Consider the following 23,487-nt stretch of genomic DNA (forward strand, 5'->3'; position numbering starts at 1 on the left):
CTCTCCTATCTAACTATTTTATTAAGCTCTTACCCCTATATGTACTAAAATATTGCATATCTATTGTTTCCACTATATCTGCCATAGAATTCTTTACACTTTTAAGTCTTTTAGAATCATTTACAAACGCTAAAATCTGTTCAATACTTGATACCGGATCAGATTTTAATACTAAACCTAAGTTATTATTTGTAATAAATTCTATATTTTTCTGTTCGTTTGGTAAATCACTAGCAAATGCTATTAATGGTGTCTGAGAATAAATAGATTCAAACAATGTTACACCACCTGGTTTTGTAAGCACACAATCCGAATGTTTCATCAAGACATCTATATCGTTTCTAAAACCATAAACTGTTATATTTTCATACTTTCCATTCAAGAAATTAAATATTGCCTTGTTGTTACCGGTTACTATTGTAGTGTGTAATCCCTTTACCGAATTTAATCTATCATAAAAGGCTTCATCCATAGGTAACATACCTAATCCTCCACCCATTATAAGTAATTCTTTATTATTTTTATATTTTATAAGGTCTATAAGTTTAGACTCATTATTTACTATATGTTTATTTCTAAGTTTATAAGTATCTTTAAATTTGCTAAGTACTGGTATACCATATACCACAATTTTTTCACTAGATACTCCTCTGTTAATTAAATCTTTTTTTACCTCATCACAAGCAACCATATATACATTAGTATTTTTATTTATCCACTCATAATGACTACTAACATCAGTGATACAAGTGATTAATGGAATATTGCAATTTGTTTGTTCCTTGTAAAGACCAAATGCTTGAGATATTATAGGAAAAGTAGATACAATAAAATCTGGTTTTTTATCTTCAATTAATTCATAAAAAGATGAAGCCAACTTCCTCACTATAAGATCCCTTCTATCATAGTCATTATCACTCTTTAAATAAAACTTTGAGTATATACCGCTTGCATTCTTCAAAAGCAATCTAAAAAATTCATACATGCATTTTGAAAGCACAGGCATAGAGTAATCATAAAAGTCTAGTACTTCAACTTGAGCATCTTTATTTAGTTTTAAAATATCTTCGCTGATTGAATCTGCTGCTGCCATATGACCCATACCAAATTTTGCAGCTAAAACTACAACTTTCATTTTCTCACCGCCTTTTATATTTTCAAAATAAATTTTTCATATAATTTCTATAAAAAACTTGCTAAATTTATTCAATACCTTATTTATTATACATTTTTTTCAAATATATACAATAACTTATTATTTATATTTATTATATCCATAAATCCTTAAGTATTACCTCAATATTTTCTTAAGTTTTCTTAAATTTTTTAATATGAAACTTTAAACTGGGAAAAATTAATGAAAATAAAAAAGTGTTCAAATCATTTTTTTTTGGTATAATATCTCATAAGGTATGTATTAAAAGTTTCAAGGAGGAGAAAAATGACATTAATAAATACTAAAGAAATGTTCAAAAAAGCTTATGAAGGCGGATATTCTATAGGAGCTTTCAACATCAGTGATATGGAACAGCTTCAGGGTGTAATGGAAGCTTGTAAAGAAAAAAATTCTGCTGTAATTATTCAGGCTTCAAAGTCTGCTATATCATATGCAGGTGTAAATACTTTAGTTGAAATGGTAAAAACTATTTCAGAACAAACAGGTGTTGACTGTGCCTTACACTTAGATCATGGTCCAAACTTTGAAGTTGCTAAGATGTGTATAGATGCAGGATTTACTTCTGTAATGATTGATGGTTCTCACTTAGATTACGAAGAAAATATAGCTGTGACTAAAGAAGTTGTGGAATATGCTCACAAAAACAACGTATCTGTTGAAGCAGAATTAGGTGTTCTTGCTGGTACTGAAGATGATGTAACATCAGACGTCCATAAATATACAGAGCCAGATCAGGCTGTTGATTTTGTAAATAGAACTGGAGTAGATTCATTAGCAATTGCTATTGGTACTTCACACGGAGCATTCAAATTCAAAGGTGAAGCTAAATTAAGATTTGATATACTTGAAGAAATACAGAACAAACTACCTGGTTTCCCAATAGTTCTTCACGGTGCTTCTGCAGTTGATCCAGCTGTGATAGAAGTTTGTAACCAGTATGGTGGAGACATAGCTGGAGCTAAAGGTGTTCCAGTAGATATGCTAAGAAAAGCATCTTCAATGGCAGTTTGTAAAATAAATATGGATACTGACCTTAGATTAGCTATGACTGCTTCAATTAGAAAGTTCTTAGCTGAAAATCCTAGGGAATTTGATCCAAGAAAATATCTAGGTGTTGGTAGAGATGCTATTAAAGAAGTAGTAATCACTAAAATAGAAAATGTTTTAGGATCAGAAGACTCAAATAAATAATATATATTTTGAAAATAAAAATAGCGAAGATTTTTCTTCGCTATTTTTATATAATATATTATAATAATATATTTTGAATTTCTTTCCAATTTTTAACCCTGTGAAGTTTACTACCTATTACACTCTTATTATAATTAGTATCCATTAGTATGACTTCAATGCCTGCTTTTATAAGATTTTTTGCATTATTCGGATCATCTTCTATAAAATACTGACACTTTAATTTTTTAGCCATAGGTACTTTTGATTCATTACCATCTAAAGAATATACTTTTATCTTTCCTAGACCAACTTTGTCCAACCATTTTAAAGTTATATGTTCAATGGATTTTTGTCTTGCTGTAACAAAGTAGATCTTATCTTCATTTTCTAAGAGTTTTTCTATAACATATAAACTATCATCCACTAATTTTGCCTCTAAATATATATCAGTATGTTCTGTATCAAAAGCCTTATACATTTCTGAGAATTCAGGACCATATGTATCATTCCAATCTACAGATACATATTCTTCTATTTTTAAATCAATACCAGTTAATTCGTTCAAATATGGCACGAAAAAATATGGATCTGTTATCGTACCATCTATATCTATACAAATATTTCTCTTGCTTTTTATATTAATAAAAACACCTCTAATCTAATTTTATTTCTTCTATTTCTTTTAATTTAAAATCTAAATAATCACATGAAACCAAATGATATTTAGTATTCTTATGTAATCCCTTTATACCATATTCAAAGCTTTCTTGTCCATGAAGATGTCCGTATATTACATGTTCTACTTTGTATTCATCAATTATTTCTTTGAATAAAGTATTATCTCCTTCTTCATTACTAGGTGGATAATGAATTATCACAATTATTTTTTCAAATCCAGATTTTTTAGCACTTTCTAAAGAAATCCTTAGTCTGTTAGCTTCTCTTTTATATATCTTCTGATCATTTTCTTCAAATCTAATATCATTTGGTGTAGTCCAACCCCTAGTTCCACATAAGGCATAAGAACCTATAACCTGAAAAGAAGTATTCATAAATATCATAGTATCGTCAAATTTTTTATTTAATGCACTAGCTGTAGTCCACCAATAATCATGATTGCCTTTAATAAAATATTTTTTTCCATTTAACTTGTATATTTTATTTAAATCAAGCATTGCATCATCTAACTTTGATGCCCAAGAAATATCTCCCACTACAAGAACAATATCCTCTTCAGATACTCTATTTTGCCAATCAGAAAATATTTTTTTTTCATGTTTATGCCAGTTTTCTCCAAAAATATTCATTGGTTTATCAATTGAGGTTGATAGATGTAAATCTCCTATTGCAAATAATTTCATCCTAATCCTCCGTTGTTAGAGTTTTTAACTTCTTTGTTTTTAATATTTTATCCAATTCATATTTTAAATCTATCAATCCCTTTATATCATTAAGTGCTGCTCTTTGATTTAAAATACTCCTGTATTGGAAGTACCTTTCATTATCTCCAAATTCCCTTAATTTGTATATTCTAGAGTACACATCTGATATAGCATTCTCCTTTTCTGTAAATAGTTCTTGTGCCTTTATGATTTCTTCTCTAATTACACCCATTTCCTGATCTAGGCTAAACGCTGCATCTGCCGACCTTTTAAGTCTTTTTGCCAATTCTTCTGGTATATAATGGTCATATTTATACTTTAAAGAATGCTCTATAGTAGCCCAAAAATTCATGGCAAGTGTACGTATTTGAATTTCGCACATCACTTCTATTTGTCCCTCTATTGTATGCACTGGATACATAATTATTAAATGATAGCTTCTATAACCACTGTCTTTAACATTTTTAATATAATCTTTTTCTAATATTACCCTCATGTCTTCTCTTTGTTTTATGATGTCTTTTATTAAATAAATATCTTCCACAAACTGACACATAATTCTAATACCAGCTATATCCTCAATATCTTCAAGTTTTTCGGCATCCAACCTTTTCATCTTTGCCATTATAGAAGAAATTTGTTTCGTTCTTCCCATCACAAATTCAATTGGTGAATGCTCTCCCTTATCTAAATATTCTTTTCTTATATTTTTAAATTTAATTTTTAATTCTTCCACTGCATATGAGTATGGACTTATAATATTTTTCCAAGCTTCATAATCCATATATATCCTCCTCATTTCATAAATTAGTAATTAATTTTTTATATCATCTATATTTCTTAGTTTGTACCTAAGCATATTATTATTTAGTGTATATGTAATAACATCTGAATCAAGTAAATAAGCTAAGGCAGCGTTTAAAGAATTTCTATATTCTAAAAATGCTATATAATTCTTTACCAAGTATCTCTTATCCACAAAATCTTTAATTAATTGATCAAAAGTCTTAGCTCTATTCAATGAATTTAATAAAAATTCTAGCATCCTAAATAGAGCCTTATAGTTACTGGTAGCAATATCTAGTGTTTCTTTTTTCGAATATTTCCCACTGGAATGGCCTAAAATAGCAATATCAAAATCAATATTTCTCAAATTATCCAATGACCATATTTGACTAGCAAAATCAGACATAAAAAGAAAATCAAATTTTTTCAATGAATTTTCTGTTACCATCAAATCAGCCAAGAATACAACTTTATCATCTGTTAAAACACCTATTCCACCTTCTGTATGACCAGAACACTCGACTATAGTGAACTTATGTCCTTTTAACTCTAATATATCTCCAGGCTTTATTACATGATCAATAGTAACACTCTTTTGTATATATTTTTCTACCTCTTTTACTAATATATCACTCCTTCTACCACCAGTTAGATAATCTAGGTATATGTCTGGATTTTCTATAAATACCTTTGCTCTTTTTGAAGCATATATCTCTAAATTAGGAAACTCTTTTTTAATTTGATAATTTCCTCCTATGTGATCCTCATGTTCATGCGTATTAATAATATAAGAAACACTTATATTATTATCTTTTAGTATTTTTAATATTTTTTCCTGCCTATCTCCGCCTAATCCCACATCAATCATCAGAGCTGTATTGTCTTCAAATACATATAAACCTGTATTTGTTCCACCTCTAATCCAATATGTATTATTCCTTATATTCATTAATTCCATTTATTACCTTCACAATTCTAAATATATATCTTTTGTAGTATTTAAAAAGTTTGTCTTACTATTCTAGTTTAACATACCTATAAAATAAGATACAATCTTTTATTACAAATAAAGTATTATTCACCTAATCTTTTATATGGCTTGAGATTCATTGCTTTAATGTGTATAATATATATAAATATTAATTTGGACAATTAGGAGTTTATAATGAATAGATATACAAAATTTATAAATATGATGGGTTCTTATTACACAAAGGACTACGAAAAAGAAAAAAAGAATATTACTAAAGTTAGAGAAATAAAAGAAGAGACAGTTAAAAAGTTTTTTCTTCAAGGAGATTGCGAAATATTGGTTGTCTTTGAAGATACAGGAAGAGAAATACTAATTGATGATTTTTCACCTGTAGAAGACATAAAAAAATATCTCGGTCCTTCATTCGTAGACAAAAAAAGAAGATAGTTAATATTTATAATATAAATATTTTTCATATAAAAAAGCCTTCATATTATGAAGGCCTTTTTTATTTCTTTTAAATTTTATAACTTTATTATTCTTCTTTGGCTATTTCCTCTTCTTTAAAAGGATTTTCCATCCCTTCTAAATAGTACTTATAACTTGTAGAAGTCATTTGTATCTGCTTTATTTTCGCCTTTTCGCCAGTTGTAAGAATTGTAACTAAATCCCCTACTCTGTAATTATTATTTTCCATATCAATAACCTCCTAAATTTCCGTATATTTTTCATTCTTATCTTTATACCCACCATGATAGTAAATATCTAAAATACATAAAATATTTGAAATAAAATAATTTTTAAAATCATAAATCTCTCAATTTAAAGTTTTGTATTTATATAAAAAATAAACGAGAACCATAGGGGGATATGGTTCTCGTTTGGGGAGATTGAGTATTTTAATTTATTATGTTTGTATTATATATTTGCCCACTAATACTTTTTTAAAACATAAAATTATAAAATTTTCTCAAAAAATTATTATTTTTCTTCTTTTTCTATCTCATTTAAATAATTATATATAGTATATCTAGATACACCAAGCTGTTCGGCTATATACGGAACACTTTTTTGTATCTTAAATACACCAACATTTTTTAAATTTCTAATTAAATTTATTCTATCATTTTTGTTCATACTTACAATTGACTTGCCCATTTTTTCAACTTCGGCCATTAGTTTTTGTTCTACTAACTCACCATTATCATAAGTTTCAAACTCTTGATATCCTTCGCTACCCATAGACAAGAATCTTTTTAATGAAGATTGTAATTCCACAAATTCATCACAATCGTAATTAATACAAAAAGAAATATTCTTACCAAAGGCATTTGTTACTATTGTAGATGACTTGATTTCTTTTTTTAGTTTCTTATTTGTTTTTTTGTAGTTGACATTGTATCCCCCGATACTTCTCTCAATTAATTCTTCAGACTTTGTTGCAAGTGGATCCCCTATTTTTCTACCTGTAACATGACCATTATATATCGACATAATGGCTTGATCTGGATTATCTATATCTGAAATTACTACCTCACATCTATTCCCGAACATTTCTGAGATAATAATAGCCATTACATTCAAATATTCTACAAAACTTTCAAAGTCATTTACTTTTCCTTTATATGTACCTATTTCCATAATAATTCAATAGATTAACTATTGCACTCCCTTCTCCTAAAGTTTTATTATACTAATTATACAACAAGTTATTTAAAATTTGTATAATTATATTAAAAAACTTTACTTATACAGTCTTAAATAGTCAGCCTCTTCTTGAGCATTTTGAACTCTATAACCACCTGCAGCCAAGGCTTTCATTTCAAATTCTCCTGGATATATACTAATAGGAGCTATAAAAGAAGTTTTTTCTTTTATCCAATTTATCAACATTTTTGAATGTGACATCCCACCTGTCAACAATATTCCATCTATTTTACCATCATCTACTACAGATAGCGAACCAATGTATCTTGATATTTGATAAGCCATAGCTTTATATACATTTTCTGCATCCTTATCTCCAGAATTTATCATAGATTCTACTTCTCTTGCATCTGTAGTTCCTAGATATGAATATAGTCCACCTGTACTGTCTTCATATCTTTGAAGGCCCATATAACCTTGATCTTTCGCTATTTTTATGCAGCTATATACTGGAATTGCTCCTGCTCTATTAGTTGAAAAAGGTCCTTCATCTGATGAAATAACTTCTATTAATCTGCCATTTTTTTGGAAATTCATAGAAATACCTCCACCTAAATGTGCAACTATAAATGATGAATTTTTATAATCCATATTATTTAATTTACAATGTTCCATTGCAACAGCTCTGGTATTTAAGGCATGTGAAAAGCTGCTCTTTGGATATTCCTTTACACCTGATAATCTAGCAACATCTGCTAACTCATCCACAGATACAGCATCATATATATATGCTGGTATATCTGCTAGTTTAGATATTTTACTTGACACTAATGCTCCTAAATTTGAAGCATGGAATTGAGCTGGATGGTATCTCATTATTTCGCATAGTTCGTCATCTATATAATACGCACCTGCGTGTAGTGGTGGTAACATTCCTCCTCTTGACACGATAACATCTAAATCTTTAGCTTCAAGCCCGTTCTTATTTAAAAATCCCATAACTTGATTATATCTCATATCAATTTGATCATACAAATCTTCAAATTTTTTTAATTCTTCTACTGGTATATCAATATTTTCTACAACTAATTCATTTAAATCTTCGAATAATCCTACTTTCGTAGATGTTGAGCCTGGATTGATTACTAATATTTTCATATTTACCTCCTATTTAGCATGCTGAACTAAAGCTGCCATAGCTATTGATAAGTATTTTTCTTCTGCAGAAGCACTTCTTGATGTCAATACTATCGGACATTTTGCGCCCACAATAAATCCTGCCATTTTACCCTGAGCTGCAAAGTTAAATGTTTTATCCAATATATTACCTGCTTGTATATCTGGTACTAATAATATATCTGGATCTCCTGCTACTTCTGAATGATATTCTTTTATTTCAGCCGCTCTTTTACTATAAGCAAGGTCGAATGAAATAGGACCTTCTATTAAACAATTTTTGATTTCTCCTCTTTGTTGTCTTTGCTTTAATTCATCAGCATCGATTGTACACTGCATCTTTGGATTTACTTTTTCAACTGCTGCTAAACACGCTACTTTCGGACAATCATAGCCTAATTTTCTGTATACTTCTACAGCATTTTCTACAATTTTTTGTTTTGCCTCCACATCTGGATATGTATTCATACCACCATCTGTTATAGTGATAATTTTGTGATACGTTGGCACTTGTTCAAAAGACATATGTGACATTTGCTTATCTGTTCTCAGTCCTTTTTCTTTATCTACTACAGCTCTCATCAATACTGCTGTTTCTATATGACCCTTTAATATAAAATCTGCTTTATCATCTCTTATAAACTCTACTACTTTTTCTGCTGCTAGTTCCGGTGAATCCACGACAATTATCTGATAATCATCTGTATTTTTACCATTTTTTTCTAATACTTCATGTATTTCTCTTTCGTGTCCAACAAAAATTGGTATAGCTAGACCAATTTTTTCAGCTTCAATAGCGCCGCCTATAGCTGCTTCATCTGCCATACACACAACACAACGCTTAGTATCTGGGTATGCTTTTACTTTTTCTATTACTTCTTCAAAATTCTTAATCATAATACTATCCTTTCTTGCAATCTGCAAATTTAACACTTTTGATTTTAATCAAAATAACGTTTACTTAAAATACATTAATATATAAAAAAGGCATTATCGACAAGGCGTATTTCGTCCTAAGTCAATAATACCCAGTTTTACAAATTATAATAATCGTCTATATATTCATCTAAGTCAATACTATCAGAATCTATAAAATCTAGCAATATACTCGTATCAAATTTCACATATTTATCATATTGAATTTTTCTACTGAATACGCTTTGTAAAAAATCATGAGTAAAGCTTCTATAATTTTCATCATACGTAAATAAATATAAAGTGTTATTTCTTATGAATATATTAAACATAATGTCAGAATTTATGCTATAAATAAACTCTTCTACATGTGTATTGTCTGAGAAATATTGAGTGTATAAATTACAACTATTAAACTCTATTTCTTGTATAGTCAAAAATTTTTGGTATATTTCTTCCTTTATTTGTTCTTCTGTTATATTTTCTTCAAATTTGTATATGTCAACAAATTCTTCTTTTTCCATAATTTCTTGAACATCCCATTCACTAATTCTATGCTTATCTATAACAATTATTGATGTCAATTTGTAATTTTGATATATATCTTCATTTAAAAACTCAAAATCTTTATTTATCGTATTTTTTTCAATATCTAAATCATCAATATTCAAAAACTTAACTATTGCACTAGCTTCATAATATCCATCTTCATCTTCAAATACAAATTCAGACTTATAAACATATTCCATCATTTTTGATACTTGCGAATATAATAAAGTTCCATTAATTTCACTAATATGTGATTTAGATAATTCTTCCCTATTAGAGTAATGATATAATGCTTCTCTATCTCTAGCTACAAACCTCATAATCATATATTGAACAAATTCTACTGGACTTTCAAATTTTTTTGATATTTTATCAAATATTGAACGTGGATTTATTTCAAGTATCTTACTTTCTATAGAAATTCCTTCTTCAAATCTCTGAATTCTTTTGAATTTTTCATCTCTAAAATTGCTTTTGAATTCTTCAGGTCTTTCAGAGCTCTCAAATCTCTCGCAGTAACCTTCTTGCCTGAAGATACTTGCGAATAGCTTTTTCCTATTGTAATCACATATAGAACAAATTTTATTATCTTTATTACTTTCTTTATTGTGCTTATTCTTTTCATCATTCTCATAATTTAACATCCTTTCATAATATACATTAACCTTATTAAATTTTTCAACAAAGTTAAAACTGCTGTAAAAACTGATTATGTCGTGATTCATTTTTTCTGGCAAAATTTTATTATAACTTATATTTTTATTTAAATATTGCTTAACTAAATATAAAGACTCATTTAATGCTAAATTGATATTGATTCCACCTAGACCACCATACTTCTTTTTATAAAAAAGATTTCTCTGTTCATATGTTAAATACTTTAATTCATAAAAATCTGATATACCTAGTCCCTCTGCATCAAGCATAAAAACATGTGAAACTATTTCATGATCATGATTTATCCATTCAATCATCATCATCATCGTTCCCATTAGCCTTGTATTTGTACAAAAAGATTTAATAAATCTCATACTTCCTCCAACCTATATTTTTATTTATATACCACAAAATAAGTGTTTTAAATTATTTTATCATTAATCTATTTATATCCATATATAATATTCTATATTATCCATAAAATCTATATTAAAATTATACTTCAAAATAAGCATTTCTACAAAAATACATAAAAAATTGCCAGTTACTATATAGTAACTGGCAATAAAAAAATGAAAAAGAGATTAGTAAAGTACTATTGAATCTCTAATAACGACTGTAACTTAATTATAATATATTATCAAAAATAATTTTACCTAAAATATGGTTATTTTTAAATAATTTTACACGAAAATAATAGGCAAATTTATGTTAAATTAGCATAATATAGCCACTAAACATGTAAATTGTGGCTAATATATAAAATATATTCATTAAGTGTAAAAATAAACATTTATATATTTATAAAAACTTTCACATAATTTTTTTGTACAAAAAATTGCCAGTCACTATAAGCAACTGGCAATAAAAAAATGAAAAAGAGATTAGTAAAGTACTATTAAATCTCTAATAACGACTGTAAAAACATTATATAACACATAGAATTATAAAGTAATCATAATTAAGTGTAATTCTGTGGTTTATTATGCTAAATATTTGGCAAATTAAAGGCAAAAATATTTCTCAAATAATTTTTTGCCTTTATTCATTTTTTAACTTAATATCTATTTATGTAAATTTAATTTTATAACAAATGTCACACCCTGGTCATTTGAATATACATCTATATAGCCATCATGCTTAGTAATTATATCTTTTGCAAGCGATAAACCAATACCAGAATTACCATTCTTACCTTTATAAAATCTATCAAATATATGTGGCATATCATTTGGATCAATTGATTCTCCATCATTATATATACTTGATAATACGAAACCATCTACTATTCTTACCGTAACTACTATTTTAGTCTTTGCATACCTAAGAGCATTAGATAATATATTATTTACTACTCTCTCAAGCATTTCCTCATCACCATACACCAGCATTTCTTCATCAGAAATTTCTGTATTAATGAGAATATCCTTAGTTTTAGCAATTTTTTCAGTATCCCATACACATGAATGTATAATATCTTTGAAGTTTAATACTTCTTTTTTTGAAACTATATTGTTAGACTCAATTTTTGATAGTAAAAGTATTTCATTTACTAGATTTGCCATCTTTTCACTTTCCTCAATTATGATTTGTGCTGCTCTTTTACTATCTTTAAATACACCAGATTCAATACCTTCTGCATATCCTTGTATGGACATCAAAGGTGTTCTCAATTCATGTGATGCATTTTGAAAAAATATTTTTTTACTCTCCTCAGATTTATTTTTAGCATCTGCCATATCATCTACTGAGTTTGCAATATCATCAAATTCAAGATAATCAAAATGTCTAAATCTATTTACTTTTTCTCCCTGCCCTACACCAATAATATATCTCTTTAAATTTCTAAATGATCCGTCTACTTCCTTAGCAACTAAGAAAATAAATAATGTTGAAAATAATCCAAAATTTAACATCAATAATATAAGCATCTTAATCATAAGCTCAATGAAATTTTGGCTAGGGCTGATATTAGTATATAAAATTACAATATACACTTTTTCTTTTCCTGCTCTTTGTTCCTGTATTGTAGCCTTTCTTACAAAAGATTCATCATATACACCTTCATATTTCCTTAGTTTTGTATAATATGTATTATTGTCAATTGAAATTTTGGAAGGCTTATCATCTTTTCTACTTATTTTAAAAACATTATATTTTTTTGCTATCTTCTCCACTCTATCATATTCTCTTTGTGTAACATCATTGGTACTTGGGTGAATAATATTTTTACTTTCATCTATTAATATACTGTTAACTGGCACCATTTGATAGATGTCTTCCTCTGTATTCCAGTCAACTTCATGTTTTGGTGAATTATAATATTCATCAAATAATGAAAACTTTTTTTCCATAGATGTCATTGTATTATTATCTACATATTCCTTTGAAAAATAATAAAATGAGACTATTACTATTAATAGAGTTGCCAACACAATATAGGTTGGTATTCTAAATAAATTATATTTTAACTTTCTTCTATATTCAAATTTTCTGCTAATTACATTATTATATTTAGTCTTCGTTTTCATTTTTTATATTTAGTTTAAATCCATACCCCCATATAGTTTCAACTTCAACATTACTATTACAACTATTAAGCTTCTTTCTTAGCCTTTTAATTGTATCATCAGTAACTCTCGTCTCAACATCGCTTTCATAACCCCAAATAACATTTAAAAGTTCTTCTCTAGATACTGCTCTATCAGTATTTTTAAACATATGACACATCAACATAAATTCAGTATTAGTCAATTTTAAAACTGAATCTTTACAATAAGAAGTTTTTAACTTTGGATATATTGTAATATCTCCAAATTCCAATTCATCTTTTACTTCATTTTTTTGAGGTGAAAGTCTTTTCATCATAGCCTTTACTCTCATAACCAATTTAACTGGTGAAAAAGGTTTTGTAAAGTAGTCATCACATCCTAGAGTAAAGCCTGTAATATAATCTGCATCTGATCCGCGCGCAGTAAGTAATATAATCGGTACATCGTTTTTCTTTCTAATGATTGAGCATACACTCAGACCGTCTGTTCCTGGCATTGTAATATCCAAAATTACTAAATCAGGATTAGTAACTTTCATTTCACTTAACAAATCATCTCCGTTTTCGAATAAAAATACTTTATAACCTTCATCTTCCAAAAATGTTTTTAAAAGTTCTCTAATATTTTTTTCGTCGTCGGCAACAAAAATCTTTTTTTTCATTTTATACTCCTACAAACATATTTACTCTGAGATTAGTATCCCCCTTAATATAAATCAAACTAACTATAATTTATTAGATTTTGCACATTTTTAATTTTACTAAATTAAAATATGTGTTAATAATTTAATTTGATACTACTTATTAATTATAACATATTTCAGAAACTTTTAATAGTATAGTGCATTTTTTTCTTAATTATAGTTGAGTATTTTACATACATTTCAAATTTTTTACACTTTAAAACCATTAATTCTGTTACAAATTTATCTTTTATACTAATTTAACAATATATTATATAATATATGTTATAATTATAGAAAATATATGTAGGCGGTGAATTATGGGAAAAATTGCAGCATTTTTTGATATAGATGGGACATTATATAGAGATTCTTTACTTATAGAACATTTCAAAAAGCTAATAAAGTATGATTTAATAAATGAGAGAAAATGGTCTGAACATCTAGAGACTACCTATAGAAACTGGGAAAAAAGACAAGGTAATTATGACGATTATCTTCATGAGATATCTGATCAATATGTGGAAGCTATTAAAGGTCTTAGTTATAATGATCTTAATTTTTCTTGTGACCAAGTAATAAAATTAAAAGCGGATAGAGTTTATAAGTATACAAGATCTAGGATAAAATGGCATCAAGATAGAAATCATATAGTAATATTTATTTCTGGCTCTCCTGATTACCTAGTTCAAAGAATGGCTGATAAGTATAACGTAAGTGATAATATTGGTAGTACATATATAGTTGCCAACGGTAGAATCACAGGTGACGTAATACCTATGTGGGATGCAGAAAGTAAGAATAAAGCTATGGACAAGTTTATAGAAAAATATGATATAGACATGGAAAACTCATATGCATATGGTGATACAAATGGAGATGTAAGCATGCTATCAAGAGTAAAATATCCTGTTGCCATAAATCCCACTAGGGAATTACTTACACATCTTTATAATGATGAAATACTACGTAAAAAAGCTCAAATTGTAGTAGAAAGAAAAGATGTAATATATGATTTACGAGCTGATGTTTTACATATGGAAAATATAGAGAGATCTGATTATTAATAAGTGTATTTTAAGGTAAAAATAGTAATATAAATAGAATTAGTAATATTATTTTATATGGAGGTAGTTTTATGACTATAGGTGTTGATTATTCATACGTTAAAAATTTATTGTCACAAGGAAATTATAGAAGAGCATATGATACTCTAAATAATTTTTCAGAAAGAGATGCCGAATGGTTTTACTTGAGAGGTATAACTGCTATGAATCTTGGTTTTTATGAAGAAGGCGAAGATTATATAAAGAGAGCTAAATTTATGGAGCCAAATAATAGAATATACTCTAGTGCATTTGATCAGTATATAAATAGAAGAAATGACTACAATCAAAGAGCTGATTACTACAATAGAAGTAGAACCAACCTAGGTAATCCAGGATGTTGTGGTGGTAACTGTTGTGATACATGCTGTACTCTTTGGTGTGCTGATTCAATGTGCGAATGTTGTGGTGGCGATTTAATTAGTTGTTGTTAATATATGAATAAAAGTAAATCACAATCTCTTAAAGTTGCATTTTCTGGTTTAATATTAGCAATCAATACTATTATTTTACTTTTAGTAAATATAATTGAAACTAACACACTAGCATTATTGGCACTAGCTTCTTTTTGTTCAGCAATTGTATTAATAGAATTTGGTTTAAAAACATCAATTGTTTTTAGTTTAGCCTCTATATTATTAGCTTTTATAGTACTTACAAATAAAATGTATTTTTTTGTGTATGCTCTAAGCTTTGGTATTTATGGATGTATAAAAGCTATAATTGAGAAAAATAAAAATATAAAATTTCAATATGTATTAAAATTACTATATGCAAACTTAGTATTCATATTATTATATTTCATATCTACAAAATTATTGATAATGTTTGATATGAAAATATTATACATAATAGTATATAATTTTGTATTTATCATATACGATTTTATCTACAGCCAATTTATTGAATTCTACTATAATAAAATTAGAAAAAGGTTAAAAATAGATAACTTTTAATAAAATTTTTTATTTTATAAAATTACAAAAACAAAACTCCCAGTTTAAACTGGGAGTTTTGTTTTATATTCCAACATAAATTCAAATTTATATCATTTTAATATAATTAATATTCAATTTTTTCAGGAATAACTTCGCCTTCATTTAATTTTTTGATAAATTTATAGAAAAATGCAAATGTTATACTAGCCGCTAATGCATCTGCAAACGGAGCTGCAAATAATATACCATTTAGACCCCATATTTTTGCGAAAATAATTATAGATGGCATTAAGAATAATACTTGTCTTGTAGTTGTTAAAAACATAGCTTTTTTCGATTCTCCAATTGCTTGAAAAAAGTTTGCTCCAATAATCTGAAAACCAACTACTGGTAAGCACATCAACCAAATTCTTATAGCATGTGAGCCAAATCTCAATAACTCTGGATCTCTATTAAATATTCCCACTAATACTTGCGGAAAAATCTGTACTATTAAAAATCCAAAACTTGAAAATACAACACCTGCTATTATAGCTTTTTTAACAGCTTCTTTAACTCTATTATATTGCCTTGCACCGAAATTAAAACTTACTATAGGTTGCAATCCTTGGTTTAAACCTATTATAGGTAATATTAATAAAGTAAGCACACTATTTATTATTCCCATTGTCGATACAGCTATATCTCCTCCATATGAAGCTAATGAGTTATTTAGCAACATATTTAATAATGAATTTGCCAGCTGTAGTATAAAACCAGGCATACCTAATACTATAATCTCTTTTGCAAGGTTAGAATTTAATTTCATATTTATTAACCTTAATCTATGCTTGGCTGATTTTGACAAGAAAGGCTGTATTGCCCAAATTACAGATATTAATTGAGATATTATAGTTGCAAGAGCTGCACCTGCCATACCCATTTTTAATATGTATATAAATATTGGATCTAAAATAATATTAGTACCAGCCCCTATAAACATAGTAGTCATAGATAACTTAGGTTTTCCATCTGCTCTTAATAAATTATTTAAGCCCATACCAGTTACTTGAAATACAGTACCCAAAAATATTATCCTCATATATTCTCTTGCATATGGTAGTATACTTTGACTTGCTCCAAATAGTTTGAGCAAATCATCTAAAAATAAACTACCAATTATAGTAATAATTAATCCACTTATTAAGGATAAACTTATAACATTACCTAATATTTTTTCCGCTTTATTGACATGTCCTCTTCCCAAACTAAGTGAAAATAAAGTAGCTCCCCCAACTCCAAATAATATACCTATAGACATCATTATTATCATAGCTGGAAAAGATATTGTAATAGCAGCAAGACCTTTGGCACCCAAATAATCCGCATTTCCTATAAACATTCTATCTACTACATTATATAAAGCATTTACTGTCATACCAATAATTGCTGGAATAGAAAACTTGTATAAAAGCCTATTTATATTTTCATAGGCCAATGGGTTTTCACTTACCTCCTTTTGATTTACAATATTCAAATCATTTAATTCGCTTTTATTTTCCATCATATTCCCTTTCTTTTTTACTATGTTTATCGTATTCATACTTTTCCACATTTTCCACCATTTTTTGCAAATAATAGTATGATTGTTCTTTCTCCTGTTCTGACATACCCTGTGTCAAAACTGTACTCCAACTATCTAGTACAGAAAATATTTCTTCTCTAATATCCTTAGCTTTGTCTGTTAGAAATATCCTATTCTCTCTCTTATCATTTTCATTCTTTATTTTTTTCACAATTTTTTTATCTATTAGTGATTTTATTACTCTAGCTGTTGAAGCTTTATCAATATTTAAATATTTAGATAAAAAATCTTGAGATACTCCGTTATTTTCATATAATGTGCATAAAAATGATTGTTCTGATGCTGTTATATCTAATTCTTTTAAACACATATTTTTATAAATAGATCCCTTTCTATATAAAACAGATATTAATCCACCTGTACTCTTCCTCATGCTTACATCTCCTTGTACTTATGTAAAATAAATAGTTGACTAATCAACTATATTTAGTTTAACATTTTTTAGTTGCATAGTCAACTATTTATTTTAAAGTTATCGTTTTCAAAAAATTAAAAAAATAATTATAATTATGACTATATTTTAATTATTAATTTTACCTTGCTATATATCATCTAATATAATAAAATATGCACATAAAAGAATAACTATAAATAAAAATTGTTATAGAAAAATAGAGGTGTTATATGAAAAAAATGACTCTTTGCTATATGCAAAAGGATAACCAAATTCTTATGCTACATAGAACAAAAAAAGAAATCGACATAAATAAAAGTAAATGGATAGGTGTGGGGGGAAAAATTGAAAAAAATGAAAAACCAATTGATGGTATGATAAGGGAGATAAAAGAGGAAACTGGATATACTGCAATTTCTTGTGACTTTAGAGGATTCATACATTTTTTCTACAATGATCATTCAGAGGAATTAATTTATTTATATACATGTAATAATTTCCATGGAATCTTGCAAGAATGCCTAGAAGGAGAGCTTCATTGGATTGATAAAGACAATATCTTTACACTAAATCTTTGGGAGGGAGACAAAATTTTTTTAAATCTACTTGCTGAGGATTCCAAAATATTTGATTTATATTTATATTATCATAATGATGATTTATTAAAATATGAATTAAAATTTTTATAAAAATCTCAATAATATTTATTATTTATATAAGTACTTTAAAAGAGGACTTGCATTGCAAGTCCTCTTAACATTTATAATATTTATTTATCATTAAATTTAAATTTAATGATAAATATTCTAATTACTTATCTAAGTCATAATTATTTTCAATTATATTAGATAGTGTATGCCATGCAAGTACAGCACATTTTACTCTAGCTGGCATATTAGACACATTTTCAAGAACTACTGCATCACCAAGCTGATCCATTAAATCCTCATCTACAGGAACTTCCTTTTTTATCATCCCTATAAATTTTTCTGTTAATTCTTTAGCTTCGTATATGTTCTTTCCTTTTATAAGATCTATCATCATTGAAGTAGATGCTCTAGATATAGCACACCCTTCTCCAACAAAACTAGCATCTTTAATTGTTTCTCCATCCATTTCAAGTTGTAGAGTAATTTCATCACCACAACTTGGATTATGACCTAATTCACTAAATGTTGGTGAATCCAGGTTTCTTCTATTTGCTTTATTGTTACTTTCTTGAAGCAACATATCTGTATATAAACTCTTAAGATCCATATCCCATCACCTTTCTTACTTCTTTTAACTTATCTATGAAATAGTCAATTTCTTCAAAGGTATTATACACTGCAAAACTTACTCTACAAGTAGAATTTTGCTTTAAATAAGTATGTAGAGGCATTGTGCAGTGGTGTCCTGTTCTAATAGCTATATCATAAGTATCAAGTACTGTTGATACGTCATGAGCATGTATATCTTTTATATTAAAGTCAACAAGCGGTGACCTTAAATATGAATTTGTAGAATATATTTCAACAAAATCAAGTTCACTCATCTTCTTATACGCATAGTCAGTAAGTGCTAACTCATGTTCATGAATATTTTCTATTCCTACTCTTTCCATAAATTCCATTGCTGCTGCTAAAGCTACTGCTCCACCAACATTCTGAGTACCAGCTTCAAATCTAGCAGGTACGGGTGCAAAAGTTGTTTCTTGTTCATAAACATACTCTATCATATCTCCACCAAACATAAATGGTGGCATTGAGTCTAATATTTCAAATTTACCATATAGAACACCTATACCCATAGGTCCATACATCTTGTGACCGGAAAAAGATATAAAGTCTACATCCCAATCTTGAACATCCATTTTTAAATGTGGTGACAACTGTGCACAGTCAATTGATACTACAGCTCCTACTTTATGAGCAGCCTTTACTACTTCCTTTATATCTACTACACCACCTACTGTGTTTGATGCTCCTGCAAGTGACACTACTTTAGTATTTTCATTAATAGCTTTTTTATACTCATCCATGTCTATTTCATTCTTGTCATTAAGATATACGTATTTTAGAACCGCACCTGTTTTTTGTGCAACAAACTGCCAAGTAACCAAATTGCTATGATGTTCAGCTATTGAAATAAGTATTTCATCTCCTGCTTTTAGCTTACTAAGGCCATATGAATAAGCTATAAGATTTAATGCTTCAGTAGTATTTCTAACGAATATAATTTCGTTTTCTGATTTAGCATTGATAAACTTTTGAGTTATCTTTCTAGCATTTTCATACTTTTCTGTAGCTAAAATTCCTAAATAATGTGCCCCTCTATGTGGATTTGCATTTTCGTAACTGTAGTAATTAGCCAACGCATCAATAACACATTTAGGTTTTTGAGAAGTAGCGCCATTATCAAAATACACTATATCTCTGCCCATTTTTTCCTTATCTAAGTAAGGGAATTCTTCTCTTATTTTGTTTATTGTTTCTTTATTCATATGGTTCACCTCACAAATAAATTATTATATTCTTGACTCAATATGTTCCCACACAGAATTTCTTAATTCTTCAGTTGGTAATTTATCAATAGTTGGAGCTAGTTTAGTTTGAACAATCATCTTTTTAGCTTCTTCTATATCCAAACCTCTACTCATTATATAAAATAGTATATCTTGATCTATCTTACCTGCACTAGCAGCATGTACTCCCTCTACATCATCTTCTTCACATAATAGTACTGGTACAGCAATAGATCTTACGTCGTCATCAAGTAATGTAGCAAATTCTTCTTCGCTACCTTTTGATCCCATAGACCCTCTTTTAAAATCTATTGTTCCCTTAAAAGTTTTTCTTGCTTTATCTTTAAGAGCTCCATTTACTAAAATATTTGATTCTGTTTCTATACCCATTTGTTTAATGTGATAGAAAATATCTAATGATTTTGATTCATTTGCAAAATATACAGCTTCTACATTTGTCTTTGATTGCTTTCCTTTTAGATTTGCAACATAGTTTGTTACTGTATTCTTTGCTCCAGCTTCTACTTGTATTAGATTTACAGTAGCACCTTCCTCAACATCTGCCATAATATCTGTTAGTGTCTTTTCTTCTTCTAGACATCTAGCTATATAGTATATATCTACTGTTGAATTTTTCTTTGCTATTATATTAATCTTAGTATGTCTTGAAGCTTGAGCTTCTTGAGCTAATTCGCTTATATCAAACATAGCTTCGACTTTTTCACCTTCGTTTGCCACAATTTCGTTTACTTGGTCTTTCACTTCAGGTAACTCGATTAGGGATTCATTTACCTTTAGCCATCTCCAAGTAAGAAGTGGTAATGTATTTGCTATCATAATTTTCCTCCTAACCTATAGTTCCTTCTAGTTCTAAATTGATCAAGTTATTCATTTCTACTGCATATTCAAGTGGCAATTCCTTAGCTATTGGCTCAGCAAATCCTCTTACTACCATAGATTTTGCTTCGGCTTCACTAATACCCCTAGACATCAAGTAGAAGATTACTTCATCATCTATTCTACCTATTTTAGCCTCATGACCTAAGTCAACGTCCTGAGTAGCTATATCAATTACTGGAATAGTATCCGATCTAGATTCTTGATCTAGCATTAGCGATTCACAACTTACAGTAGACTTCGATCCTTTGGCATTCTTTGTCATCTTCACAAGCCCTCTATATATTGCTACACCACCATCTTTTGATATAGATTTTGAGTTTACTGTTGAAGATGTATTAGGAGCTGAATGTATAACCTTTGTTCCTGTATCTAGATATTGACCTGCTCCTGCAAATGTAATACCTGTAAATTCAGATTTAGCATTTGCTCCTTTTAGTATAGACATTGGATATAGACATGACACCTTTGAGCCAAATGATCCGGATACCCATTCGATCTTACCATCTTCCTCAACTATACATCTTTTTGTGTTTAGATTATACATATTCCTTGACCAGTTTTCTATTGTAGAATATCTAAGTGTTGCACCTTTATTTACAAATAATTCAACTGCCCCAGCATGTACATTTACTACGTTATACTTAGGTGCTGAACATCCTTCAATAAAATGACAATAAGCACCCTCATCAATAATAATTAGAGTATGTTCAAATTGTCCTGCTCCTGGCGCATTTAATCTAAAATATGATTGTAGCGGTACATCAACCTTTACACCCTTTGGTACGTACACAAAAGATCCACCTGACCATACAGCATAATGAAGAGCTGCATACTTATGGTCTGCATTAGATATACACTTCATAAAGTACTGCTTTACTAGATCTGGATATTCTCTAACACCTGTTTCAAAATCTGTATAAACCACACCTTGGTCTAAAAGTTCCTGCTGAATGCTATGATATACCACTTCTGAGTCATATTGTGCACCAACACCTGAAAGATTTTTTTCTCTTTCAGCTTCTGGTATACCTAGCATATCAAAAGTATTCTTGATATCTTCTGGAACCTCTCCCCAGTCACCAACTAGGTCAGCATCTGGTCTTATATATGTAGTAATATCATCTATATTTACTTCATCAAGATTTGGTGCCCAAGTAGGATTGTCTAATTCATAGAACTTTTTAACAGATGCTTTTCTAATTTCAAGCATCCACTCTGGTTCACCTTTTTCCTTACTTATCTGAGTTACTATTTCTTCAGTTAAACCCTTTTCAGACTTTGACTTATATTTAAATTCATTCTTTATATCATAGATTCCACGATCTTGATCTTTTATTTGAGTTCTTTTCTTTCTTTCTTTAGTTTCCATTCGATGAATTCACCTCATCTCTAATCCAACCATAACCTTCTTCTTCAACTCTATTGATTAATGACGAATCTCCTTCTTTTGCTATAGAACCATCTATTATTACATGAACTATGTCAGGATTAATATTATGAATTATTTCCTTGTGATGTGTGATTATTAATAATGACTTATCATTATCCTTGAAGTTTTTGATTCCTTCAGCAACTACTCTAACAGCATCTACATCTAGACCTGAGTCAGTTTCATCTAGCATAGCTAGTTTAGGATTAAGAATTTGCATCTGAAGTATTTCAGTCTTCTTCTTTTCTCCACCTGAAAAACCATAGTTCATATATCTACCAGCATACTCTGGTTTCATATCTAATTCTTTCATCTTCTTAGATAAATCCATGTTGAATCTAAGCACAGAAACCTGCTTTTCATCAACTGCAGACTTTGATGTCCTGATAAAGTTTTCCACACTGATACCTGGTACTTCAATTGGATGCTGGAAAGACATGAAAATACCTTTTCTTGCTCTTTCGTCAGCTGCCATATCAGTTACATCTTCTCCTTCAAAGAAAATCTTACCTGATGTTATTACATATTTTGGATTACTCATTATTGTATTTACAAGAGTTGATTTACCTGACCCATTAGGTCCAAGTATTACATGAGTTTCTCCTTTATTTATTACAAGATTTATATTCTTTAGTATTTCTTTGTCCCCTACTTTAACACATAGGTCTTTTATTTCTAGTAATTTATCACTCACTAAATTCACTATCCTTTCCATATATATTATAAAAATTAATTGTTATCACAATTTGTACAAGACTATATTACTATGTTTACCCAAAAAAATCAATTAATCTTGACTAATTTACTAGGAATTATAATAAATTTTTTTATTTAAGTTAATCCATATGAAATTCAATATCAATAAGTGGATTTATAGTCTTTAAATGTAAATATAAAAATACATTAAGATAACATTTATATAAA

Annotated in this window: 25 protein-coding genes; 6 read left to right on the plus strand and 19 right to left on the minus strand. The window is 28.5% G+C overall.

Annotated features, from left to right (window positions below; translation table 11 throughout):
• Positions 1 to 13: 13 nt before the first annotated feature.
• Positions 14 to 1,135, minus strand: a complete 1,122-nt coding sequence (locus O0R46_RS07590; protein WP_269311134.1) for an MGDG synthase family glycosyltransferase — start codon at positions 1,133 to 1,135, stop codon at positions 14 to 16.
• A gap of 306 nt (positions 1,136 to 1,441) precedes the next feature.
• On the opposite strand from O0R46_RS07590, the gene fba reads away from it, so the two are divergent.
• Positions 1,442 to 2,368, plus strand: coding sequence for a class II fructose-1,6-bisphosphate aldolase (gene fba, locus O0R46_RS07595; RefSeq protein WP_269311135.1), 927 nt, complete (start codon positions 1,442 to 1,444; stop codon positions 2,366 to 2,368).
• A 58-nt stretch (positions 2,369 to 2,426) separates the two neighbouring features.
• Here the strand turns inward: fba and O0R46_RS07600 are convergent, their stop codons facing one another.
• The 4 genes from O0R46_RS07600 to O0R46_RS07615 all read right to left on the minus strand — a co-directional run bounded on the left by O0R46_RS07600 (position 2,427) and on the right by O0R46_RS07615 (position 5,476).
• Positions 2,427 to 2,924 (minus strand): 5' nucleotidase, NT5C type, encoded by a 498-nt coding sequence (locus O0R46_RS07600; RefSeq protein WP_269311136.1) that lies wholly within the window; start codon positions 2,922 to 2,924, stop codon positions 2,427 to 2,429.
• Between the two features lie 79 nt (positions 2,925 to 3,003).
• Positions 3,004 to 3,711 carry a metallophosphoesterase gene (locus O0R46_RS07605; protein WP_269311137.1) on the minus strand — a complete coding sequence of 236 codons (708 nt, stop codon included), beginning with the start codon at positions 3,709 to 3,711 and terminating at the stop codon, positions 3,004 to 3,006.
• A 1-nt stretch (position 3,712) separates the two neighbouring features.
• On the minus strand, positions 3,713 to 4,516 hold the full coding sequence (locus O0R46_RS07610; RefSeq protein ID WP_269311138.1) for a GTP pyrophosphokinase: 804 nt from the start codon (positions 4,514 to 4,516) through the stop codon (positions 3,713 to 3,715).
• A 30-nt stretch (positions 4,517 to 4,546) separates the two neighbouring features.
• Complete coding sequence (locus O0R46_RS07615) at positions 4,547 to 5,476, minus strand: MBL fold metallo-hydrolase (RefSeq protein WP_269311139.1); 930 nt, start codon at positions 5,474 to 5,476, stop codon at positions 4,547 to 4,549.
• Between the two features lie 207 nt (positions 5,477 to 5,683).
• Between O0R46_RS07615 and O0R46_RS07620 the strand changes: the two genes are divergently transcribed.
• Positions 5,684 to 5,938, plus strand: a complete 255-nt coding sequence (locus O0R46_RS07620) for a hypothetical protein (protein ID WP_269311140.1) — start codon at positions 5,684 to 5,686, stop codon at positions 5,936 to 5,938.
• A gap of 88 nt (positions 5,939 to 6,026) precedes the next feature.
• Here the strand turns inward: O0R46_RS07620 and O0R46_RS07625 are convergent, their stop codons facing one another.
• From O0R46_RS07625 to O0R46_RS07655, 7 genes are all read right to left on the minus strand, one after another.
• Entirely contained in the window at positions 6,027 to 6,188 is a 162-nt protein-coding gene (locus O0R46_RS07625; RefSeq protein ID WP_269311141.1) for a hypothetical protein, read from the minus strand.
• 284 nt (positions 6,189 to 6,472) lie between these two features.
• Positions 6,473 to 7,132 (minus strand): helix-turn-helix transcriptional regulator, encoded by a 660-nt coding sequence (locus tag O0R46_RS07630; protein WP_269311142.1) that lies wholly within the window; start codon positions 7,130 to 7,132, stop codon positions 6,473 to 6,475.
• Positions 7,133 to 7,234: 102 nt separating this feature from the next.
• Positions 7,235 to 8,296 carry a butyrate kinase gene (buk, locus tag O0R46_RS07635; protein WP_269311143.1) on the minus strand — a complete coding sequence of 354 codons (1,062 nt, stop codon included), beginning with the start codon at positions 8,294 to 8,296 and terminating at the stop codon, positions 7,235 to 7,237.
• Between the two features lie 9 nt (positions 8,297 to 8,305).
• Positions 8,306 to 9,211, minus strand: a complete 906-nt coding sequence (locus O0R46_RS07640) for a bifunctional enoyl-CoA hydratase/phosphate acetyltransferase (RefSeq protein WP_269311144.1) — start codon at positions 9,209 to 9,211, stop codon at positions 8,306 to 8,308.
• Positions 9,212 to 9,348: 137 nt separating this feature from the next.
• Positions 9,349 to 10,809: a hypothetical protein gene (locus tag O0R46_RS07645; protein ID WP_269311145.1), complete on the minus strand. Its 1,461-nt coding sequence runs from the start codon at positions 10,807 to 10,809 to the stop codon at positions 9,349 to 9,351.
• Between the two features lie 690 nt (positions 10,810 to 11,499).
• Positions 11,500 to 12,966, minus strand: a complete 1,467-nt coding sequence (locus O0R46_RS07650) for a sensor histidine kinase (RefSeq protein ID WP_269311146.1) — start codon at positions 12,964 to 12,966, stop codon at positions 11,500 to 11,502.
• The gene (locus tag O0R46_RS07655) at positions 12,950 to 13,648 is read right to left on the minus strand and encodes a response regulator transcription factor (RefSeq protein ID WP_269311147.1); all 699 of its coding nucleotides are present in this window, start codon (positions 13,646 to 13,648) and stop codon (positions 12,950 to 12,952) included. The genes O0R46_RS07650 and O0R46_RS07655 overlap by 17 nt, the downstream gene beginning before the upstream one ends.
• Before the next feature lie 341 nt (positions 13,649 to 13,989).
• On the opposite strand from O0R46_RS07655, the gene O0R46_RS07660 reads away from it, so the two are divergent.
• The 3 genes from O0R46_RS07660 (at position 13,990) to O0R46_RS07670 (ending at position 15,731) form a co-directional block, all read left to right on the plus strand.
• Positions 13,990 to 14,736: an HAD family hydrolase gene (locus O0R46_RS07660; protein WP_269311148.1), complete on the plus strand. Its 747-nt coding sequence runs from the start codon at positions 13,990 to 13,992 to the stop codon at positions 14,734 to 14,736.
• A 71-nt stretch (positions 14,737 to 14,807) separates the two neighbouring features.
• Positions 14,808 to 15,209, plus strand: coding sequence for a tetratricopeptide repeat protein (locus O0R46_RS07665; RefSeq protein ID WP_269311149.1), 402 nt, complete (start codon positions 14,808 to 14,810; stop codon positions 15,207 to 15,209).
• Positions 15,210 to 15,212: 3 nt separating this feature from the next.
• Entirely contained in the window at positions 15,213 to 15,731 is a 519-nt protein-coding gene (locus O0R46_RS07670; RefSeq protein ID WP_269311150.1) for a hypothetical protein, read from the plus strand.
• A gap of 106 nt (positions 15,732 to 15,837) precedes the next feature.
• On the opposite strand, the gene O0R46_RS07675 is transcribed toward O0R46_RS07670, so the two are convergent.
• Positions 15,838 to 17,295, minus strand: a complete 1,458-nt coding sequence (locus O0R46_RS07675) for an MATE family efflux transporter (RefSeq protein ID WP_269311151.1) — start codon at positions 17,293 to 17,295, stop codon at positions 15,838 to 15,840.
• Positions 17,246 to 17,710: a MarR family winged helix-turn-helix transcriptional regulator gene (locus O0R46_RS07680; protein ID WP_269311152.1), complete on the minus strand. Its 465-nt coding sequence runs from the start codon at positions 17,708 to 17,710 to the stop codon at positions 17,246 to 17,248. Before O0R46_RS07680 ends, O0R46_RS07675 begins: the two co-directional genes overlap by 50 nt.
• A 251-nt stretch (positions 17,711 to 17,961) precedes the next feature.
• Between O0R46_RS07680 and O0R46_RS07685 the strand changes: the two genes are divergently transcribed.
• A complete protein-coding gene (locus tag O0R46_RS07685) occupies positions 17,962 to 18,420 on the plus strand; it encodes an NUDIX hydrolase (protein ID WP_269311153.1) in 459 nt (152 codons plus the stop codon).
• Positions 18,421 to 18,541: 121 nt separating this feature from the next.
• Here the strand turns inward: O0R46_RS07685 and sufU are convergent, their stop codons facing one another.
• From sufU to sufC, 5 genes are read right to left on the minus strand one after another with little or no spacing between them, the layout of a single operon-like run.
• A complete protein-coding gene (sufU, locus tag O0R46_RS07690; protein WP_269311155.1) occupies positions 18,542 to 18,988 on the minus strand; it encodes a Fe-S cluster assembly sulfur transfer protein SufU in 447 nt (148 codons plus the stop codon).
• Positions 18,978 to 20,213: an aminotransferase class V-fold PLP-dependent enzyme gene (locus O0R46_RS07695; protein ID WP_269311156.1), complete on the minus strand. Its 1,236-nt coding sequence runs from the start codon at positions 20,211 to 20,213 to the stop codon at positions 18,978 to 18,980. Before O0R46_RS07695 ends, sufU begins: the two co-directional genes overlap by 11 nt.
• Positions 20,214 to 20,237: 24 nt before the next feature.
• The gene (locus O0R46_RS07700; protein WP_269311158.1) at positions 20,238 to 21,071 is read right to left on the minus strand and encodes a SufB/SufD family protein; all 834 of its coding nucleotides are present in this window, start codon (positions 21,069 to 21,071) and stop codon (positions 20,238 to 20,240) included.
• Positions 21,072 to 21,081: 10 nt separating this feature from the next.
• Entirely contained in the window at positions 21,082 to 22,503 is a 1,422-nt protein-coding gene (gene sufB / locus O0R46_RS07705) for a Fe-S cluster assembly protein SufB (RefSeq protein ID WP_269311160.1), read from the minus strand.
• Complete coding sequence (sufC, locus tag O0R46_RS07710) at positions 22,493 to 23,278, minus strand: Fe-S cluster assembly ATPase SufC (RefSeq protein WP_269311162.1); 786 nt, start codon at positions 23,276 to 23,278, stop codon at positions 22,493 to 22,495. The genes sufB and sufC overlap by 11 nt, the downstream gene beginning before the upstream one ends.
• Positions 23,279 to 23,487: the final 209 nt, after the last annotated feature.

Source organism: Peptostreptococcus equinus (assembly GCF_027125355.1).
GTDB classification, from domain to species: domain Bacteria; phylum Bacillota; class Clostridia; order Peptostreptococcales; family Peptostreptococcaceae; genus Peptostreptococcus; species Peptostreptococcus equinus.

Coding starts and splice junctions, on each gene's coding strand:
- O0R46_RS07675 (WP_269311151.1), bottom strand. CDS start 17,295: ATGAATACGATAAACATAGTAAAAAAGAAAGGGAATATGATGGAAAAT.
- O0R46_RS07650 (WP_269311146.1), bottom strand. CDS start 12,966: ATGAAAACGAAGACTAAATATAATAATGTAATTAGCAGAAAATTTGAA.
- fba (WP_269311135.1), top strand. CDS start 1,442: ATGACATTAATAAATACTAAAGAAATGTTCAAAAAAGCTTATGAAGGC.
- O0R46_RS07685 (WP_269311153.1), top strand. CDS start 17,962: ATGAAAAAAATGACTCTTTGCTATATGCAAAAGGATAACCAAATTCTT.
- O0R46_RS07655 (WP_269311147.1), bottom strand. CDS start 13,648: ATGAAAAAAAAGATTTTTGTTGCCGACGACGAAAAAAATATTAGAGAA.
- O0R46_RS07625 (WP_269311141.1), bottom strand. CDS start 6,188: ATGGAAAATAATAATTACAGAGTAGGGGATTTAGTTACAATTCTTACA.
- O0R46_RS07605 (WP_269311137.1), bottom strand. CDS start 3,711: ATGAAATTATTTGCAATAGGAGATTTACATCTATCAACCTCAATTGAT.
- O0R46_RS07665 (WP_269311149.1), top strand. CDS start 14,808: ATGACTATAGGTGTTGATTATTCATACGTTAAAAATTTATTGTCACAA.
- O0R46_RS07615 (WP_269311139.1), bottom strand. CDS start 5,476: ATGGAATTAATGAATATAAGGAATAATACATATTGGATTAGAGGTGGA.
- O0R46_RS07590 (WP_269311134.1), bottom strand. CDS start 1,135: ATGAAAGTTGTAGTTTTAGCTGCAAAATTTGGTATGGGTCATATGGCA.
- O0R46_RS07640 (WP_269311144.1), bottom strand. CDS start 9,211: ATGATTAAGAATTTTGAAGAAGTAATAGAAAAAGTAAAAGCATACCCA.
- O0R46_RS07660 (WP_269311148.1), top strand. CDS start 13,990: ATGGGAAAAATTGCAGCATTTTTTGATATAGATGGGACATTATATAGA.
- O0R46_RS07700 (WP_269311158.1), bottom strand. CDS start 21,071: ATGATAGCAAATACATTACCACTTCTTACTTGGAGATGGCTAAAGGTA.
- sufC (WP_269311162.1), bottom strand. CDS start 23,278: ATGGAAAGGATAGTGAATTTAGTGAGTGATAAATTACTAGAAATAAAA.
- O0R46_RS07645 (WP_269311145.1), bottom strand. CDS start 10,809: ATGAGATTTATTAAATCTTTTTGTACAAATACAAGGCTAATGGGAACG.
- O0R46_RS07670 (WP_269311150.1), top strand. CDS start 15,213: ATGAATAAAAGTAAATCACAATCTCTTAAAGTTGCATTTTCTGGTTTA.
- O0R46_RS07620 (WP_269311140.1), top strand. CDS start 5,684: ATGAATAGATATACAAAATTTATAAATATGATGGGTTCTTATTACACA.
- sufU (WP_269311155.1), bottom strand. CDS start 18,988: ATGGATCTTAAGAGTTTATATACAGATATGTTGCTTCAAGAAAGTAAC.
- sufB (WP_269311160.1), bottom strand. CDS start 22,503: ATGGAAACTAAAGAAAGAAAGAAAAGAACTCAAATAAAAGATCAAGAT.
- O0R46_RS07630 (WP_269311142.1), bottom strand. CDS start 7,132: ATGGAAATAGGTACATATAAAGGAAAAGTAAATGACTTTGAAAGTTTT.
- O0R46_RS07610 (WP_269311138.1), bottom strand. CDS start 4,516: ATGGATTATGAAGCTTGGAAAAATATTATAAGTCCATACTCATATGCA.
- O0R46_RS07695 (WP_269311156.1), bottom strand. CDS start 20,213: ATGAATAAAGAAACAATAAACAAAATAAGAGAAGAATTCCCTTACTTA.
- O0R46_RS07680 (WP_269311152.1), bottom strand. CDS start 17,710: ATGAGGAAGAGTACAGGTGGATTAATATCTGTTTTATATAGAAAGGGA.
- buk (WP_269311143.1), bottom strand. CDS start 8,296: ATGAAAATATTAGTAATCAATCCAGGCTCAACATCTACGAAAGTAGGA.